Origin of the sequence: Rhizobium leguminosarum, assembly GCF_004123835.1 — a bacterium.
Classification (GTDB): Bacteria; Pseudomonadota; Alphaproteobacteria; order Rhizobiales; family Rhizobiaceae; genus Rhizobium; species Rhizobium leguminosarum_M.
Genome location: NZ_MZMU01000003.1, coordinates 370,632 through 387,071, shown reverse-complemented (window position 1 = coordinate 387,071; position 16,440 = coordinate 370,632). Strand labels below are relative to the sequence as shown.

General features: G+C 63.1%; 15 protein-coding genes. 9 read left to right on the top strand and 6 right to left on the bottom strand.

Annotated elements, in window-relative coordinates; translation table 11 throughout:
• Nucleotides 1-28 precede the first annotated feature (28 nt).
• The 5 genes from B5P46_RS05630 to B5P46_RS05610 all read left to right on the top strand — a co-directional run bounded on the left by B5P46_RS05630 (nt 29) and on the right by B5P46_RS05610 (nt 7,741).
• Nucleotides 29-3,811, top strand: coding sequence for a peptidoglycan-binding protein (locus B5P46_RS05630; protein ID WP_129417847.1), 3,783 nt, complete (start codon nt 29-31; stop codon nt 3,809-3,811).
• Nucleotides 3,812-4,369: 558 nt separating this feature from the next.
• On the top strand, nt 4,370-5,293 hold the full coding sequence (locus B5P46_RS05625) for a sulfite exporter TauE/SafE family protein (RefSeq protein ID WP_003545257.1): 924 nt from the start codon (nt 4,370-4,372) through the stop codon (nt 5,291-5,293).
• The gene (locus B5P46_RS05620; protein ID WP_129417846.1) at nt 5,293-6,093 is read left to right on the top strand and encodes a TIGR02186 family protein; all 801 of its coding nucleotides are present in this window, start codon (nt 5,293-5,295) and stop codon (nt 6,091-6,093) included. Before B5P46_RS05625 ends, B5P46_RS05620 begins: the two co-directional genes overlap by 1 nt.
• A 201-nt stretch (nt 6,094-6,294) precedes the next feature.
• On the top strand, nt 6,295-6,852 hold the full coding sequence (locus tag B5P46_RS05615; RefSeq protein ID WP_129417845.1) for a dihydrofolate reductase family protein: 558 nt from the start codon (nt 6,295-6,297) through the stop codon (nt 6,850-6,852).
• A 307-nt stretch (nt 6,853-7,159) separates the two neighbouring features.
• Entirely contained in the window at nt 7,160-7,741 is a 582-nt protein-coding gene (locus B5P46_RS05610; RefSeq protein ID WP_129417844.1) for a transglycosylase SLT domain-containing protein, read from the top strand.
• Between the two features lie 80 nt (nt 7,742-7,821).
• Here the strand turns inward: B5P46_RS05610 and pdeM are convergent, their stop codons facing one another.
• Genes pdeM through B5P46_RS05595 form a run of 3 tightly spaced genes read right to left on the bottom strand, consistent with a single transcriptional unit; the run spans nt 7,822 to nt 11,807 of the window.
• On the bottom strand, nt 7,822-8,556 hold the full coding sequence (gene pdeM / locus B5P46_RS05605; protein ID WP_206735311.1) for a ligase-associated DNA damage response endonuclease PdeM: 735 nt from the start codon (nt 8,554-8,556) through the stop codon (nt 7,822-7,824).
• A 60-nt stretch (nt 8,557-8,616) separates the two neighbouring features.
• Nucleotides 8,617-11,127: a ligase-associated DNA damage response DEXH box helicase gene (locus B5P46_RS05600; protein WP_129417843.1), complete on the bottom strand. Its 2,511-nt coding sequence runs from the start codon at nt 11,125-11,127 to the stop codon at nt 8,617-8,619.
• Between the two features lie 47 nt (nt 11,128-11,174).
• A complete protein-coding gene (locus B5P46_RS05595) occupies nt 11,175-11,807 on the bottom strand; it encodes a YitT family protein (protein ID WP_129417842.1) in 633 nt (210 codons plus the stop codon).
• A gap of 132 nt (nt 11,808-11,939) precedes the next feature.
• Here B5P46_RS05595 and B5P46_RS05590 point away from each other — a divergent pair, with 132 nt between their 5' ends.
• Together B5P46_RS05590 and B5P46_RS05585 are read left to right on the top strand one after the other, a co-directional pair.
• Nucleotides 11,940-12,440 (top strand): RrF2 family transcriptional regulator, encoded by a 501-nt coding sequence (locus B5P46_RS05590; RefSeq protein WP_003545245.1) that lies wholly within the window; start codon nt 11,940-11,942, stop codon nt 12,438-12,440.
• 22 nt (nt 12,441-12,462) lie between these two features.
• Nucleotides 12,463-12,924, top strand: coding sequence for a carboxymuconolactone decarboxylase family protein (locus B5P46_RS05585; RefSeq protein WP_129417841.1), 462 nt, complete (start codon nt 12,463-12,465; stop codon nt 12,922-12,924).
• A gap of 487 nt (nt 12,925-13,411) precedes the next feature.
• Here the strand turns inward: B5P46_RS05585 and B5P46_RS34285 are convergent, their stop codons facing one another.
• The 3 genes from B5P46_RS34285 to B5P46_RS05575 form a co-directional block, all read right to left on the bottom strand.
• On the bottom strand, nt 13,412-13,579 hold the full coding sequence (locus tag B5P46_RS34285; protein ID WP_164986447.1) for a hypothetical protein: 168 nt from the start codon (nt 13,577-13,579) through the stop codon (nt 13,412-13,414).
• Nucleotides 13,580-13,676: 97 nt separating this feature from the next.
• Nucleotides 13,677-14,312 (bottom strand): YitT family protein, encoded by a 636-nt coding sequence (locus B5P46_RS05580; protein WP_064250744.1) that lies wholly within the window; start codon nt 14,310-14,312, stop codon nt 13,677-13,679.
• 212 nt (nt 14,313-14,524) lie between these two features.
• Complete coding sequence (locus B5P46_RS05575) at nt 14,525-15,457, bottom strand: class I SAM-dependent DNA methyltransferase (protein ID WP_129417840.1); 933 nt, start codon at nt 15,455-15,457, stop codon at nt 14,525-14,527.
• A gap of 202 nt (nt 15,458-15,659) precedes the next feature.
• Between B5P46_RS05575 and B5P46_RS05565 the strand changes: the two genes are divergently transcribed.
• Together B5P46_RS05565 and B5P46_RS05560 are read left to right on the top strand one after the other, a co-directional pair.
• Nucleotides 15,660-15,926 (top strand): DUF6460 domain-containing protein, encoded by a 267-nt coding sequence (locus B5P46_RS05565; protein ID WP_129417839.1) that lies wholly within the window; start codon nt 15,660-15,662, stop codon nt 15,924-15,926.
• Nucleotide 15,927: 1 nt separating this feature from the next.
• A complete protein-coding gene (locus tag B5P46_RS05560) occupies nt 15,928-16,425 on the top strand; it encodes a CAP domain-containing protein (RefSeq protein WP_129417838.1) in 498 nt (165 codons plus the stop codon).
• The last annotated feature ends 15 nt before the right edge of the window (nt 16,426-16,440 follow it).

The following is a 16,440-nucleotide window of genomic DNA, read 5'->3' as shown; positions in this document are numbered from 1 at the left end:
AGGTCGAGCAGTCGAAGCGAGCAAGAAGATGAACGGATCGCGATCAAATCCTTCCCGACAGTCCGACAGGACCTCGCTCGATGCGCTGAACCGCACGATCGAAGGGCTGGAGGCGCGCATCGAAGGGCTGATGGGCAGCGGGCGCGAACAGCGGCCGCGCACGGCAACGGCCGAGCGCGATCCTTATGCCGCTTCCCATGCTCCCCGGCCCGCAAAGGCCCCGCCCGAGCCGCGGCCGGATCCGCTCGCCGAAATTCGTCAACGCCAGCGCGCGCTTGAAGCCGGCCGCGAGCGGCCTTACGCACGCGAGCAGGCTCCGCAGCTTCGTGAACCTGCGCCACGCGCCGCTGCCCCAGTGCCGGCACCCGCCTTCCGCGCGGGCGACGACACGATGACGGAGATCGCCCAGGCGCTCGTCAATCTGCGGCAGGACCTGAAGCGCGACATTTCCGAGGGCGTCACCCGCGAGATGAACGCGCTGCGCGCCGAGCTGCGCGAAATCAAGACAAATGCCGGAGACGGCCGCTTCGCCGACGATATGCGCGCCGATATGGGCCGCCTTGCCCAGAGCATCACCCAGCTGACCGGCCGCTCCGTCGCACCCGAGGCTGCCGGCCTTCGCGAGGATTTCGAAGAGCTGCGCTCATTGATGGACGGGCTGGCGCGCGAAGAGTCGCTGCGCCATTTGGAAAACCGCTGGGATGGCTTCGAAAACCGGCTTGCGGCGCTCGATACCGAGGGGTTGCAGGAAGAGCTCGTTTCGCTCGCCTATCGGCTCGACGATATCAAGCGCCATATCGGCGGAATGGGCGAAAGCCCTGCTGTTCGGGCGCTGGAAGACAAGCTCATCTCAATCGCCACGGCGATGGAGCATTTCGGCAATATGATCCAGCCGCACGACCGGGTCATGTCCGAGCAGTTCGCCGCCATGGACATGCGGCTCGACGAGATCAGCCGGGCAATCGCGGCAAGCGGCCGCACCGCCACTGCGAATGATCCGGGTCTGATGCAGCGGCTGGAAAGCCGGCTTGCGGCGCTCGCCGACCAGATCGACCTGATGAGCCATGATGCGGCCGGCCGCGTGAACCCGGCCGACGAGCTGGCGATGCGGCTGGAGGCGCTGACGGGACGCGTCGAGGAACTGACGAAGGCGGAATCGACGTCGCGGCTCGACGAACGGCTGGAACATCTTTCCTATCTGCTGGAGCGCACGCAGGAGACTGCGCCGCAGGCCGACCTCACCGGCACGCTTTCCGACATTTCCCGCAAGATCGACGCGCTTGAGAACGGCGCCGTCAACGATGTGCTGGCCCAGCGGCTCGACCATCTCGCCCGGCGCATCGACGAGATGGCCCATCAGCAGCAGGCGCCGGCACCGGCCGCGGTAGTCGACGACGGCGCCTTCCTGCGTCTCGAAGGACGGCTGAGCGACATTGCCGCCCGGCTGGAAGAGAGCACATCGGCAGCGCCGACCGATCCGCGGGCGCTGAAGAACCTCGAAGACCAGATCGCCAATCTTTCGGCGCTGATGAGCGCGCCGCGCGAAAGCGCTGTAATACCCCCCGAACTCGACCAGCGCATGGGCGCGATCGAAGATTACATGGCGACGAGCGATGAATATATCATCGAGGCCGCACGCCAGGCGGCAGAGGCCGTCGTCGAAGCCTATTCGCGCCATGGCGGCCCGCAGGGTGTCATGCCCGCCGCCGACATGTCGGCGCTGACGGCGCTGGCCGAGGATCTGCGCCACCTCGAGGATCTCAGCCGCGACAGCGAGGAACGCACGCACAAGACTTTCCAGGCGCTGCACGAGACGCTGGTGCATATCGCCGATCGGCTCGACGGCATGGAAGATCGCGGCCGGCCGGCCGCGCAGATGCCGATCGCCGACGTCGATTTCGATGTCGATCCCTATGCGCTGATGGTGGCCGAAGCCGAGATGAACAGGACGCCGGCCGCTGCCCCGACAGCGAAGGCTTCTCCTGTTATCCGCACGGCCGAGGTCGCCGCCGAACCTGCCGCCCCGGCGCAAGCCACCGCCATGAGCGGAACGAGCGCGATCGCCATCGAAGCCGCGACCAGGACAACGGAGACAGCAGCGACATCGGCAGGGACACAGACACCGGCAAAGGCCAGCCTGCTCGCCAACCTCGGCAAGCGGCTGCTGCCCGGCAAGAAAGCCGAGAGCCGGGCGACCGAACGTCCGATGATCGACCCCGCGCCGTCGATTGACCCCACCGACGTGGTGCCGACCGATGCGGCAAACGAACTGCTCGAGCCCGGCTCGGGCGCGCCTGACGTTAAGAAGATCCTTGAACGGGTTCGCGCCAGCCAGAGTGCGGCGCGCGGCAAACCTGCCGGCGAAACCGATCGCGCCGATTATATCGCTGCCGCGCGCCGTGCGGCGCAGGCTGCCGCGATGGAGGTGGATGCCAATCCGAAGCAGGCAGCCGTCAAGGCCGAGAAGAAGGGCGCGAATGCCGAAAAGGCCGGCAAGACTTCTGACAAGACGGGCAAGACCAGCGCCTTTTCGCGCTACCGTCGGCCGATCCTGCTGGCGGTCGGCGCCGTGCTGCTCGCCATCATGGCCTTTCCGCTTGCTCGAACGCTGACGAGCGGCGAGCGCGCGCCGCAGCCGCCGGCGGAAGTCTCCGCGCTGACCGGCGCGGCGGAAAACCCGTCGCCGGCCTTGCCTGAAGCAACACCCGCCCAGCCGGATGCCGCCGCTCTCGGAACGACCGCTCCGGCAGCGGATGCTGTACCGCCCGCCGCCGAACAGGCGCAGCCGCAAGCGACCCCGCCGGTTGCCGGCGAGCATCTGACCGACGTGACGCCGCTTGATGGCGAAGGGGCTGCGACATTTTCCCCTCCCGCCCCGTCCGGCGCAGCACAGGAGACATCGGGCTTCGTTCCAGCACCCGCACCGCAGGCGGCCATCACCATTCCCGACACCGTCCAGCCGAAATCGCTTGCCGATGCGGCGAGCGGCGGCGATGCGCTGGCGCTGTTCGAAATCGGCGCGCGTTATTCGGACGGTCGCAACGGCATGACGGTCGATCAGAAGCAGGCCGCAGGCTGGTACCAGCTTTCGGCCGACAAGGGCTTTGCGCCGGCCGAATACCGGCTCGGCAGCATGTACGAGAAGGGCAACGGCGTCGAACGCGACATCGCCAAGGCGAAGGGTTTTTACGAGCAGGCGGCAAACCAGGGCAATGCCAGCGCCATGCACAATCTCGCTGTCCTCTACGCCTCCGGCGCGCTCGGCCAGCAGGATTATGCGACGGCCGCCTCTTGGTTCACCAAGGCTGCGAACCTCGGCATCACCGACAGCCAGTTCAACCTGGCGATCCTCTGCGCACGCGGCAACGGCGTTCCGGCGGATCTCGAAGAATCCTACAAATGGTTTTCAATCGCCGCCAAGGCCGGCGACAAGGATGCGGCGCAGAAGCGCGACGAAGTGGCCAACGCCATGAAGCCCGACCAGCTCGAACGGGCACGCGCCAAGGCCGATCTCTGGAAGGCGGAGCCGGTCGACCATCGCACGAACGCCATCGACATCCCCGATGAATGGGCAGGCACCGGCGCGAAGACGGCGAGCGTCGATATGAAAAAGGCGATCCGCAACATCCAGGCGATCCTCAACAATAACGGCTTCGACGCCGGCGTGCCGGACGGCGAAATGGGCGCGAAGACCGTGACGGCGATCAAAAACTTCCAGAAGTCCGTCGGGCAGGAGCCGGACGGCAAGGTGACCGATGCGACCGTGAAGGCACTGCTCGAACGCAACAAGCAGGGCAGCAAGGCAATCTGAGGCGCGGCCTCTCGACTCCCTCTTCTCCCCTCGGGGAGAAGGTGCCCGTAGGGCGGATGAGGGGGCCGCAAAGCTGGTCTTTTCCTCATGCGGGCTTCGACCATATCGGCATCGTTTCGACCATCGGCGTGCCGGAATAGGTGAATTACGTGAAGGATGTGCCGTGTGGCCCCCTCATCCGCCTGCCGGCACCTTCTCCCCGAGGGGGAGAAGAGGAGATGCGGCGACCTCTCCATTCCCCGCTCACGTCTCGCAAGGCCCAACACCGGTAGGTTAAGGTGAGAGGCAGCTATCGGCGCGGGCCTGGCGGCACTATGCCGCAAGGCTTTTTCCAATTTTGCCGTCGCCTGTCACAAAACCTGAAAAAAGCCGGATTATGCCCGGACATATCGATCCGCGCATCCGGCGAATCCTGCCACCGATCTCTCCGTCAATCTCTATGGCTAATCACGGGGCCGATCGAAAGCCTCTGGCAACGATTTCACAGTATGGTGCGCATTCGAACGGGGACGTGCCAAGAAACCGCCCGGCAGGAGCGGTCATCATTCGGGGTCGGCTGTGACAATCTATCTGCCCATCGCAGAATTGTCGGTGAACATCTTCATCATTCTCGGCATGGGGGCGGCCGTCGGATTCCTGTCTGGAATGTTCGGCGTCGGCGGCGGTTTTCTCATCACGCCACTGTTGATCTTCTACAACATCCCCCCCGTCGTCGCCGTCGCGACCGGCGCCAACCAGGTTGTGGCGTCGTCGATATCGGGCGCGATCACGCATTTCCGGCGCGGCTCGCTCGACGTCAAGCTCGGCACGGTGCTGCTGGTCGGCGGCCTTGCGGGTGCGACGGTCGGCATCTGGATCTTCTCTTTACTGCGCGCCATCGGCCAGCTCGATCTCATCATCTCGCTGATGTATGTCATCTTCCTCGGCACCGTCGGCGGACTGATGCTGCTCGAAAGCGTCAACGCCATGCGGCGGGCAGCGCGCAACGAGCCGCCGGCACCGCGCAAGCCCGGTCACCAGCACTGGGTGCATAAGCTGCCGCTGAAGGTGCGTTTCAAGAAATCGAAGATCTTTCTCAGCGTCATTCCGATCGTCGCGCTCGGCTTTGCGATCGGCATCCTCACCTCGATCATGGGTGTCGGCGGCGGCTTCATCATGGTGCCGGCGATGATCTACCTGCTGCGTATCCCGACGAATGTCGTCGTCGGCACCTCGCTGTTCCAGATCATCTTCGTGACCGCCTATACGACGATCGTGCAGGCGGCGACGAACTTTTCCGTCGACATCGTGCTCGCCTTCATCCTGATGGTAGCGGGTGTCATCGGGGCACAATACGGCGTGCGCGTCGGCCAAAAACTACGCGGCGAACAGCTGCGCGCCCTGCTCGGCCTGCTGGTGCTCGCCGTCGGCGTGCGTCTTGCGATCGCGCTGGTGGTGACGCCGGCCGACGTCTATTCGGTGGTGATGGGAGCGGGCAATTGATGCGCCTGGCTGCCGCTGTCATCGCATTGCTTTGCCTGCTGCCGGCCTCTGCCGGAGCGCAGTGGTTGCCGGGGCAAGCAACAGAAGCGGTGCGTGAAGGGTTGGAAATCGGCACGTCGACCAGCGAAATCGCCATCACCTCGGATTTCCACGGCGCGGATCTGACCATCTTCGGGGCGCTCTCGAATACCGACCAACTGCTACTCGCCATCGGCCAATATGACGTGGTCGTGGTGCTGGAGGGCCCGCGCGAGGATGCGACAGTGCGCAGGAAGGAACGCGTCTTCGGCATTTGGGTGAACACCCGCTCGATGACTTTCGAAGCGGTGCCGCATTCCTATTCGATGTCGAGCTCACGCATGATCGACGATCTGACGACACCGCTCGAGCTGACCGATCAGGGGATCGGCATCGACCACATTCCGCTGACGCCGGTCGGCTTCGTCGGCGACGGCAGCAATCTCGGCGAGTTCCGCGACGCCTTCCGGCGACTGCAGCAGGGTGGCGGGCTCTACGACCGCAACCCGAGCGGCGTGCGGTTCGTTTCCTCCAACCTCTTCAAGGCGAGCCTGCGCCTGCCGGCAAACATTCCGAACGGGGTGCACACAGTGCGCGCCTATCTGTTCAAGAGCGGGCTTTTCGTGATCGAGAAATCGCTGCCGCTGCGGGTCATCAAGACAGGCATCGAGCAGACGATCACCGATGCGGCGCATGAGCAGCCGATCCTCTACGGCTTTGCGGCCGTGCTGCTCGCCGTCATCACCGGCTGGGGTGCCAGCCTGATCTTCCGCAAGGACTGATCCACAGCCAAGGCGCTCAGGATTTCTTCCCGAAAATAGGCTCGGCAAGGCGCTGAGCACGAAGGCCTGCGGGAGCAGCTGCTTGCCCGAATGTTCTGCTCCAAAAAAACCGCTTGCATTTTGCTATCAGTCGGCCTAACTTTCAACCAGTTGTTATACGCAACCAGTTTTGATGGACGGCAATTCAGAAGGAGGATGGAAATGAGAAAGCTTATCGTCTGGAACCTGATGACGCTCGATGGTTATTTCGAAGGCGCGAAGCCTTGGGATATCGACTTCCACAATTTCGCCTGGGGACCTGAGCTGCAGCGCTATGCCGAACAGTTCGGCAGGGAAGGCGATCTGCTGGTGTTTGGCCGCAAGACCTATGAGGGCATGGCCGCCTACTGGCCGACCGCCGAGGGCGAAGGTGAGATCAAAGCCTATATGAACGGCATCGCCAAGATCGCCGTGTCGCGGACGATGAGCGAGCCCGGCTGGAACAATGCCCGCGTCGTCAGCGATCCGATCCCCGAATTGACGCGGCTGAAGCAGGAGGACGGCAAGACGATTTTCATCTTCGGCAGCGCCGAGCTTGCCGACAGTCTGCTGAAAGCCGGCCTTATCGACGAAATCAGGGTTTGCCTGGTGCCGGTGATCCTCGGCGGCGGCAATCCGCTTTTCAAACCGGCAGAGGGCCAGGTGCCGCTGAAGCTCATCGAATCCTCGACGACGGAAGGCGGCGCGGTGATCCTGCGCTACGAGCCCGTTAAAGCGTAGTGGGCTGGACTATGTGATGAACCGGCGGTCTTTTCTGATGGCTGCCCCTCACCCTAACCCTCTCCCCGTAAAAACGGGGAGAGGGGACGTGCCCTGCGAGAGGTGAGCGAGGGACGGAGGGTGCGGCATATCCCCTTCGCCCCGTTCAAGGGGTCCGAAGGACGGGTCGAGACACGTGGCTCGACCCCGGTTGGTGCCGGCAGGCGGATGAGGGGCAGGTGCCGGCTAGAGCGAAGTTCGCATTCGACTAAAAACCGGTTTTTAACATTTACGAGTTAGTAATCTCTCGGAAACGAGAGGTTTTGTCATGCGTACTCGTATCGTTCTGACGGCCGTGGGTTTCGCGCTGCTTGCCGGCTGCGCGACGGCGCCGAAGCAGACGAGGAACATCTGTGCCGTCTTCGACGAGCGCGACGGGCTCTTCTCCAGCTGGCAGAGCGCCGCCGAACGGACGGAGAAGAAATACGGCGTGCCCGTGCCGATCCTGATGGCGACGATGTATACCGAATCCGGCTTCCAGCCCTATGCGCGGCCGCCGCGCACCAAGCTGTTCGGCTTCATTCCCTGGACCCGGCCTTCGACGGCCTACGGCTATTCGCAGGCGCTCGACGGGACCTGGGATCACTATCAGTCGCAGACCGGGAACTGGACCGCGCGGCGGGCGAACTTCGCCGACGCGATCGATTTCATCGGCTGGTATCACTACCAGAACAGCGTGGAGACCGGCATTCCGCTGAACGATGCCTATAATCTCTATCTTGCCTATTATTCCGGGCCGACGGGATACAAACGCGGCGACTGGCGCTCGAACGGGCAATTGCAGCAGACGGCGCAAAAGTTTGCGCGGATGGCAGGGACCTATCAGCGGCAACTGCAGGAGTGCGATTGAGTTTAGGTGGTGCCGTGTCCGCCCCCCCGGGCCCGGCAGGGCAGAGGGGGCTGAAGCCCGCCGACCTGGAATAACAGGCGTTATCCCCACAAATTCCCGTACCTGACCGAATAAATCCGATCGCGCCCCAACAGATGCGCCACCAGCATAGCCTTGTCGAACAGGCCCTTCATCGCCTGATGGCCGAGATCCAGACCGCCGCTCATGACGCCGAAGGCCGGCATCAGAAGGCGGGCGCCGTCGGTGGCAAAGCACGGGCGGCGGACGGATTTCTCGCGGCGGCGCACGGTCGCCGAGGGGTGCAAGTGGCCGGCGATCTCGCCGCTCTGCAAGCCGTTCTTCGGCTCATGCCGGAAGGTCAGGCCGGCATAATGCATCTCGTCGGCAGATGTGCCCGGCAGATCGACGATGCCATCCGGATCATGGTTGCCATTGATCCAGATCCATTCGCGGCCGCGCGCCATCTCGACGATCAGGGCGCGAAAATTCTCCGGCAGATGCTTCGAACCGATGCGGTCGTGGAAATTGTCGCCGAGCGAGATGACGAGCTTCGGGTTATAGCGGGAAATGACGGCGGCAAGGACGGTCAGCGTCGCCAGCGTATCGTAAGGCGGCAGCATCATGCCGCGGCGCGCAAAGGCTGCGCCCTTTTCCAGATGCAGGTCGGAGACGACGAGAAGGCCGGCATCCGGCAGATAGAGGGCGCCGAGCGGATCGCAGACGGCGGCAATGCCATGGACCGATGTCTCGATGCCCGGCATCGCCAGTCCTGATATGTCGCGCGCCAGCGTCAGGCGGTTCATCACGGTCGTCATTCCTAAATCGTCGTCAGGCCTAAATCGTCAGGCCCTAATTCTCATCAGGCCCGATTCTCGTCAAGCGAGCGCTTCGGCGATCAGATCGTCCGCCGCCTCGGCCAGGAGTGCGTCATGGGCTTCGCCCGGCACCGCCTCGCGTCCGATTTCCAGCATCACCGGCACGGCGAGCGGGGAAATATGGTCGAGGGCGCGGTGGGTAATGTGGCCCCTGATTCGCCTCAGCATATCGCCAAGCCGGCCAATATCCAAAAGTCCCGTCGCCGCATCCTGCCGCGTCGCCTGCAAGAGGATGTGATCCGGCTCGTGGCTGCGCAGCACGTCGTAGATCAAGTCGGCGGAGACGGTGATCTGCCGGCCGCTCTTTTCCTTGCCCGGATGGCGGCGCTCGATCAAGCCTGCAATCACGGCGCAATTGCGGAAGGTGCGTTTCAACAGGAAGGATTCGTCCAGCCAGGCTTCGAGATCGTCGCCGAGCATATCCTCGTCGAAGAGGTCGGAGAGGCTGAGCCGGCCATTGCCGATCATCAGCCCCATATCCTCGAGGCCCCAGATGGCAAGCGAATAATCGGTGGCGACGAAACCGAGGGGCTTGGCGCCTATCCGCTCCAGCCGGCGGGTGAGCAGCATGCCAAGCGTCTGGTGGGCGAGACGGCCTTCGAAGGGATAGGCGACCATGTAGCCGCGGCTGCCGCGCGGAAAGGTTTCGATCAGGAACTCGTCACGCTTCGGCAGCATCGACTTGTCGCTCTGCAGCGACAGCCAGTCGCGCACCTGATCCGGCAGGTGGCGCCAGCGATCGGGATCGGCGATCATCGCCCGCACCTGCTCGGCGAGATAGGTCGACAGCGGAAATTTGCCGCCATTATAGGAGGGGATCTTCGGATCGAGCGAGAAGGCCTGCGAAGCGAGGCACTCATTTTCACGGATGCCTTCGAAGCGCAGCACCTTGCCGGAGAAGACGAAGGTATCGCCCGGCGACAATTGCTCGAGGAAATATTCCTCGACCTTCCCCAACGTGGCGCCGCCACGGCCGATCCTGCCACCCTCGCCGCGCTTGACCATGCGGATATTCAACATCGGGCTTTCGACGATGGTGCCGAGGTTGAGGCGATATTGCTGGGCGATCGCAGGATTGGAGACGCGCCAGCGGCCTTCCGCGGTTTTGCGGATACGGGCGTAACGCTCATAGGTGCGGAGCGCATAACCGCCGGTCGCGACGAAATCGACGATGCGCTCGAAGGTCTCCCAGCTCAGATCGGCATAGGGCGAGGCGCTGATGATTTCATCGTAGAGTTCCAGCATGTCGAAAGGTTCGGCGCAGGCCATGCCGAGCACATGCTGGGCGAGCACGTCGAGCGCGCCGCGGCCGACCGGCGGGGTGTCCTGCGCGCCGATATAATTGGCGTCGAGGGCGGCCTGGCACTCCATGACCTCGAAACGGTTGGCGGGCACGAGGATCGCCTTCGACGGTTCGTCCATGCGGTGGTTGGCGCGGCCGATGCGCTGGGCAAGGCGCGAGGCGCCCTTCGGCGCGCCGACATGGATGACGAGATCGACATCGCCCCAGTCAATGCCGAGATCGAGGGTGGAGGTGGCAACGACGGCGCGCAGCCGGTTTTCGGCCATCGCCGCCTCGACCTTGCGGCGCTGGGCGACATCGAGCGAGCCGTGATGGAGCGCGATCGGCAGGTTGTCGTCATTGATCGTCCAGAGCGCCTGGAAAAGCATTTCGGCCTGGCTGCGGGTGTTGACGAAGAGCAGTGTCGTGCGATGTTCGACGAGCTTGTTGTAGACATCGGGAATGGCATATCGGGCGGAATGGCCGGCCCAGGGAATGCGCTCTTCGGTCGACAGGATCGAGATATCGGGCTTGGCGCCGCCTTCGACGACGACGAGGCCGGCATGATGTTCGCTACCCTCTTCCTGGCCGACCAGCCATTTCTGCAGGTCCATGGGCTCGGCGACGGTGGCCGACAGACCAATGGTCTTGAGGCCGGGGGCAAGGCGGCGCAGGCGGGCAAGGCCGAGCGAAAGCATATGGCCGCGCTTGGAGGTGACGAGCGAATGCAGTTCGTCGAGGACGATATATTTCAGGTCCTTGAAGAAGCGCTCGGCCTCCCGGTTCGCCAGAAGCAGGGCGACCTGTTCGGGCGTCGTCAGCAGAATATCCGGCGGGTTGAGCTTCTGGCGCTGGCGCTTGGCGTTCGGCGTATCGCCGGTGCGGTTTTCGACGGTGACCGGCAGGCCCATCTCCTCGACCGGCTTCATCAGGTTGCGCTCGATATCGATGGCAAGCGCCTTCAGCGGCGAGACATAGAGCGTATGGATGCCGGTGAAGGCGGAGCCGGGCGGGATCCGGCCTCGGCGGGTGAGATCGGTGAGCGAGGGCAGGAAACCGGCGAGCGTCTTGCCGGCTCCGGTCGGCGCAATCAGCAGCGTGCTGTCGCCGGCCTCGGCGCGGGCAAGCAGCTCCAGCTGATGGGCGCGCGGTCGCCAGCCCTTTTCCGCGAACCAGCGGGTAAAGGCGGCAGGAAGCAGGGCACGGGCTTCGGAATCGATCTGGTCCACGCCCTGAAAGTAGTCAAACGCCAGGGAAAAAGAAGAGCGGCGGCTTTTCACATGGCGATATAGCGGTCCTTGCGGTGGTTGATGGCAATCGTGAGGTTGAGAACGATCGCACCGAGCACCGAGCAGGCGATGATGAAGGGGCTTGCGACGAAGAAGGAGAGCGCCAGGATGATGCCGTCGAAGCCGAGCTGGACGAAGCCGGCGCGCCAGCCGAAGCGATCCTGGATATAGAGGGCGAGAATGCCGATGCCGCCGAGGCTGGCGCGGTGGCGGAAGAGCGCCAGCATGCCGGCGCCGATGACGAGGCCGCCGAAGAGCGCGCCGGCGATGGGATCGACATGCGCCATGCTGATGAAGCCCGAGACGAATTCGGACAGGACCGACGTCAGCGCGATGGCGGCGAAGGTCTTGATGGTGAAGGCGAGGCCCAAACGGCGGAAGGCGAGATAATAGAAGGGCAGGTTCACGACAAAGAAGCAGAGGCCGAAGCCGAGACCCGTCGCATAATGGGCGAGGAAGGCAAGGCCCGCCGTGCCGCCGGCAAGCAGCCCGGCGCCGGAGAGAAGCGTTACGCCGAGCACGGCGAGCATGCTGCCGGCGACGATGCCCTGGGCGTCGTCGAAGAGCGAATGACGGTCGGCGCTGGAATTCAGAAGGCCTGCAAAAGCGTTGGATGCCATGTTGTTCCCCTGTCGGCGTTTCCGTCTTCTATCCGCGGTCGGGATAAAGGCAAGGGGCAGCAGCGAGGACACCTCTTGACAGTTGGCATAATCGTGGATATTTTTTATCCACGAATTGAGGAGGCCGGATGCATGAAGATGGGCGATGGGGTCGAGCAGGCCATTCACAGCGTTGCGATGCTTTCCGGCCTCTCCGAAGGCGGCGTGCTTTCGGCGGCCGCGCTGGCGGAATTCCACGGCGTCTCGACGAGTTATCTGCTGAAGCATCTGCAGGCGCTGTCGGGCGCCGGCATCCTCGATACCGTACCGGGGCCGAAGGGCGGATATCGGCTGGCAAAAGCGCCGAAGGAGATTTCGCTGCTCGACATCGTGCTCGCGGTCGAGGGGTCTGCACCGGCGTTCCGCTGCGCCGAAATCCGCCAGCGCGGACCGAACCCGGTCTCCGATCGCTTGTTCGCCCAGCCCTGCACCATCAACGCCGCGATGCTGAAAGCCGAACGGGTCTATCGCGCCGAACTCGCCAAGACGAGCCTGGCCGATATCGGCATCGAACTTGCCGCCGTCGACGACGGATCGATCGCAGCTAGAGGCTGCGCCTTCCTTGAAATCCATGAACGCAAGACGGCTCGTTGAGCCATAACAAAGGAGAAAGAGCATGCAACCACGTTTCAACTTCGCCAAAGCCGCTCCCGATGCCTACAAGGCAGTCGCCGCGCTCGAGCAATATGTCCAGTCCTCCGGGCTGGAGCGCCGCTTCATCCACCTGATCAAGCTGCGCGCGTCGCAGATCAACGGCTGTGCCTATTGCGTCGACATGCATGTGAAGGAAGCCCGCCATGATGGGCTCTCCGAACAATGGATCAACCTGATGTGCGTCTGGCGGGAATCCCCGGTCTATGACGCCCGCGAACGGGCGCTGCTCGGCTGGGTGGATTCAGTGACCAATATCGCCAAAACAGGCGCGCCGGATGCCGACTACGAGACGCTGAAGGCGCATTTTTCCGAGAAGGAGATGACTGAGATTACGGTGGCGATCGGCGCGATCAACGTCTGGAACCGCCTCGCGGTCGGCTTCCGCTCGCAGCATCCGATTGATCAGGCAACGAAGGCTGCTTGAGGCTAGTCCTTAGTTTCCTCCCCCGGACAACCCTGCAGTAAACGGGGGCGAGGGAACGTGCCATACCAGCAATGGCAGGGGACGGAGAGGTTGCCGCAAATCTCTTCTCCCCAGCGGGGAGAAGGTGCCGGCAGGCGGATGAGGGGGCCACACGGTACATCCTTCACGTAAAATCTATTACGCCACGCTGACGACAACGTCGTGCTGCGGCGCCCTGAACACGATCCAAGTCCACATGGGAATTGTGAGAAAGACCGGCTTCGCCGGCCCCCTCATCCGCCCTACGGGCACCTTCTCCCCGCTGGGGAGAAGAGGGAGTCGAGACGTTGCGGGCATGTCCCTTCGCCCCTTGGGAACCGACGGACGGGGCTCTACCCAGGCAGAGGTGGCGGCAGCCGGATGCAAGGGGCTGGTCTCGGCACGGTGATTGATGGCGGGAACCATCCTGGCAACCGACCCGAAAATCTCGGGTCGGTCGAATATCGGGTCACTCGTGATCCCTGATGGCCCGTACGGCAACGGCGTCGAACCGATTGCCCGAGAGGTCGATGCTGTTGAATAGGTCGCGGACGACTTTCGCAATTTCTTCTGCGGAAGCACCCTTGGCATATTCTTCCTGCATACGGCGTCTCACAAGTTTTTCCAAATCCGACATAGCTCACCTCATCAAATCCGGCGCGAGAGGAGTTTCGCGCCGCCGCTGATCACAGGCAAGTTACGTTTTGTTTAGAATGGCTTACCGTTTTGTAACGTTACAGCGCGATGTAGCGATCAGCGCGGTGATTGATGGCGACGAAGAGGTTGAGGACGACGGCGCCGAGCACCGAATAGAAGACGACAGGCGGCGTGGTGACGAAGAAGGCGGCGGCGAGCACGCACATGTCGATGGCGAGCTGGACTAAGCCAGCGCGGATGCCGAAACGCTCCTGCAGGTAGATGCCGAGTATGCCGACGCCGCCGAGGCTGGCGCGGTGGCGATAGAGCGCCAGCAGGCCGAAGCCGAGCAGCAGGCCGCCGAGAAGGGCCGCCCAGGCCGGATGAATGCTCGAAATGGACAAGAAGCGCGACTGCACATCGGCAATCACCGAGGTCAGGCCGATGGCGATGAAGGTCTTGATGGTGAAAGCCATGCCGAGGCGCTTCCAGGAGAGATAGAAGAACGGCAGGTTGAGCAGGAAGAAGGCAAGGCTGAAATTGACGCCGAAGGCATAATGCAGGAGGAAGGCCACGCCGGCCGTGCTGCCGGTAAGAAGGCCGGCGCTGGCGAGCACGTAGAGGCCGAGCGCGGCAACGAGGCTGCCGGAGAATATGCCCTGCACGTCTTCGATCGGGGTGTGGCGCGTCGCAGTCGTATTCCAGAAGCCAAGGGCATTGATGAGCTGTGTCATGTCGCCAGTCTCCACGGCAGACGAGTTCAAGAACGCGCTTGGGAAGACCCCGGGCGCGGCGGAATTTTGGATGATGAAAGGAGCCCGAGCGCCTCGGCGTAATATTGCCGGGCTCTCTGCCGATGTGGTGCAGTATCGGGTTTTTCGGTCTTCCGATCAAGCGAAATAGGTAAGCAATACTGACCTATTGCAAAATCGCAAGAAGTGTTCGCTCACGCGGGCTTCTGCGCAAGGAACAGAATGCCGGAAACCGGTTTTCCGCCATCTTTGCGAATGACCGACTTGACGGTCTTCAGGATCTCCAGCCCGTGACGGGCAAGAAGCATCCTGACATAGCTTTCCGAATGGGCATAACGCAGCGACGGAGCGAGATGGAAACCCTCGCCGTCTCCTGCATCCTCGACGGAAAAGGCGATATCGGCGCCTGATGCAGCGAGTTCTCCGACGATGGCAAAGACGCTCTCGAGATTGCCGAGATACATCAGCACATCGGCTGCCGTCACCAGATCGGCGCGATGGCGCGCCGCATCGGCAAAGAGGCCGGAGAGATCGGGCGCGAGCGAGAGATCGGCCTGGGCGAGGCTGTCATAGACCTGTTTCTCGACAGCCTTGGACAGCATCTTCTGGGAGAGATCGAAGCCTTCGAGGCGGCCGACACGGCCGCGGATTTCAGGGCCGAGCAGACCGGTGCCGCAGCCGAGATCGACGGCCAGTTCGTAGCGCCTGCCGGTGGAGGCGACGAGCGCTGCGAGCTTCTGCGGGACGTTATAATCGAGTTTGTCGACAAGTGCTGATTCGAAACGGTCGGCATAGTCGTCGAAGAGGCGCTCGACATAGCGGCTCGGCGGCTGGTCGGGCGTGGCTGTGTCGCCGAGAAGGGCGAGCTTGAGGGCGGCGCCGAAAATGTCATCGGGACCGAGAGCAAGCGTCCTGCGATAGGCCTCGATAGCGGCCTCGCCCCTGCCCGCCTTTTCGCGATAGGTGGCGAGGCGATACCAGCCGGCGGCCCAGGCAGGCACGAGCTCGAGGGCCTGTTCCATCAGCTCGGCGGCCGCTTCCGGCTCGCCGCCTTCTTCGAGCATCCTGGCATAATCGGCGCGGCGGTCGGCGATGACGTCGCCTGAGGAAAGCTGGTGAGGCTGCATGAAAGGACCTGTCAACTCTTTCTTTTACGCATGTCGTTGCCGCAAAACCGCTGCACACTTTTGCGCGACATGCGTCGGCCCGCATCTGGCGGCGGCCACAAAAAAACTCAAGTCCTATTTCAGAGGCGAAGCGGCCAATTCCGGAAAGGGCTTGCGGGCGCCGCGCCGCGACCTTATTCCAAGGGCAAACAGGAGATGGCTTATGTCCGATCAGGCGAACAGGTTCCTCGGCGATTCAATCGGTCGCACATTGATAAAGCTTATCGTGGTGTCGCTGATCGTCGGTTTCGTCATGACCGTCTTCGGCCTGACGCCGTGGGGCATCATCTACGGCATACGCGATTTCGTCCTGGAGATCTGGTACCGGGGCTTCTCGGCGCTCGGGCGCGTCGGCGACTATCTCATCCTCGGCGCAACGATCGTCATCCCGCTCTTCATCATCCTTCGTCTTTTCAGCTACCGCCGGTAACATGACATCCATCGATTTTTCCAGGCGCAGCCTGCTGCGCCTATCCGGACTTGCGCTTGCCGCCGGCATCGCCGGCTGCACCACGACCCCGCGGATGGCAGGCACGCCTTCCGACGGCGAGGACGAGACGGCGAGCGTGCTGCCGCTCGTCAACCAACTCAGGGCCAAAAACGGCCTGTCGCCGCTTGCCGTCGATCCGGCGGCGAGTACTGCCGCCTTGTTCCAGGCGAAACGCATGGCGAGTGCGGGCAAGATGGCGCATCTGATGGGTATGACCGACAGTTTCGGCGCGCGCGTCAAGGCGAGCGGCGTGCGGTTGCCGGCAGCGGAAAACATCGCCTCCGGCCAGCAGAGCGTCGATGCCGTGGTGACGGCCTGGATCAACTCGCCGCATCATCTGGAAAACATGCTCGGTCGTTATGGCGGCCTTGGCGTCGCCGTCGCCCACAATACATCTTCCAGGAACCTGCCCTATTGGGCCATGGTGCTTTCCAGCTGAGGTGATTCCGCCTGC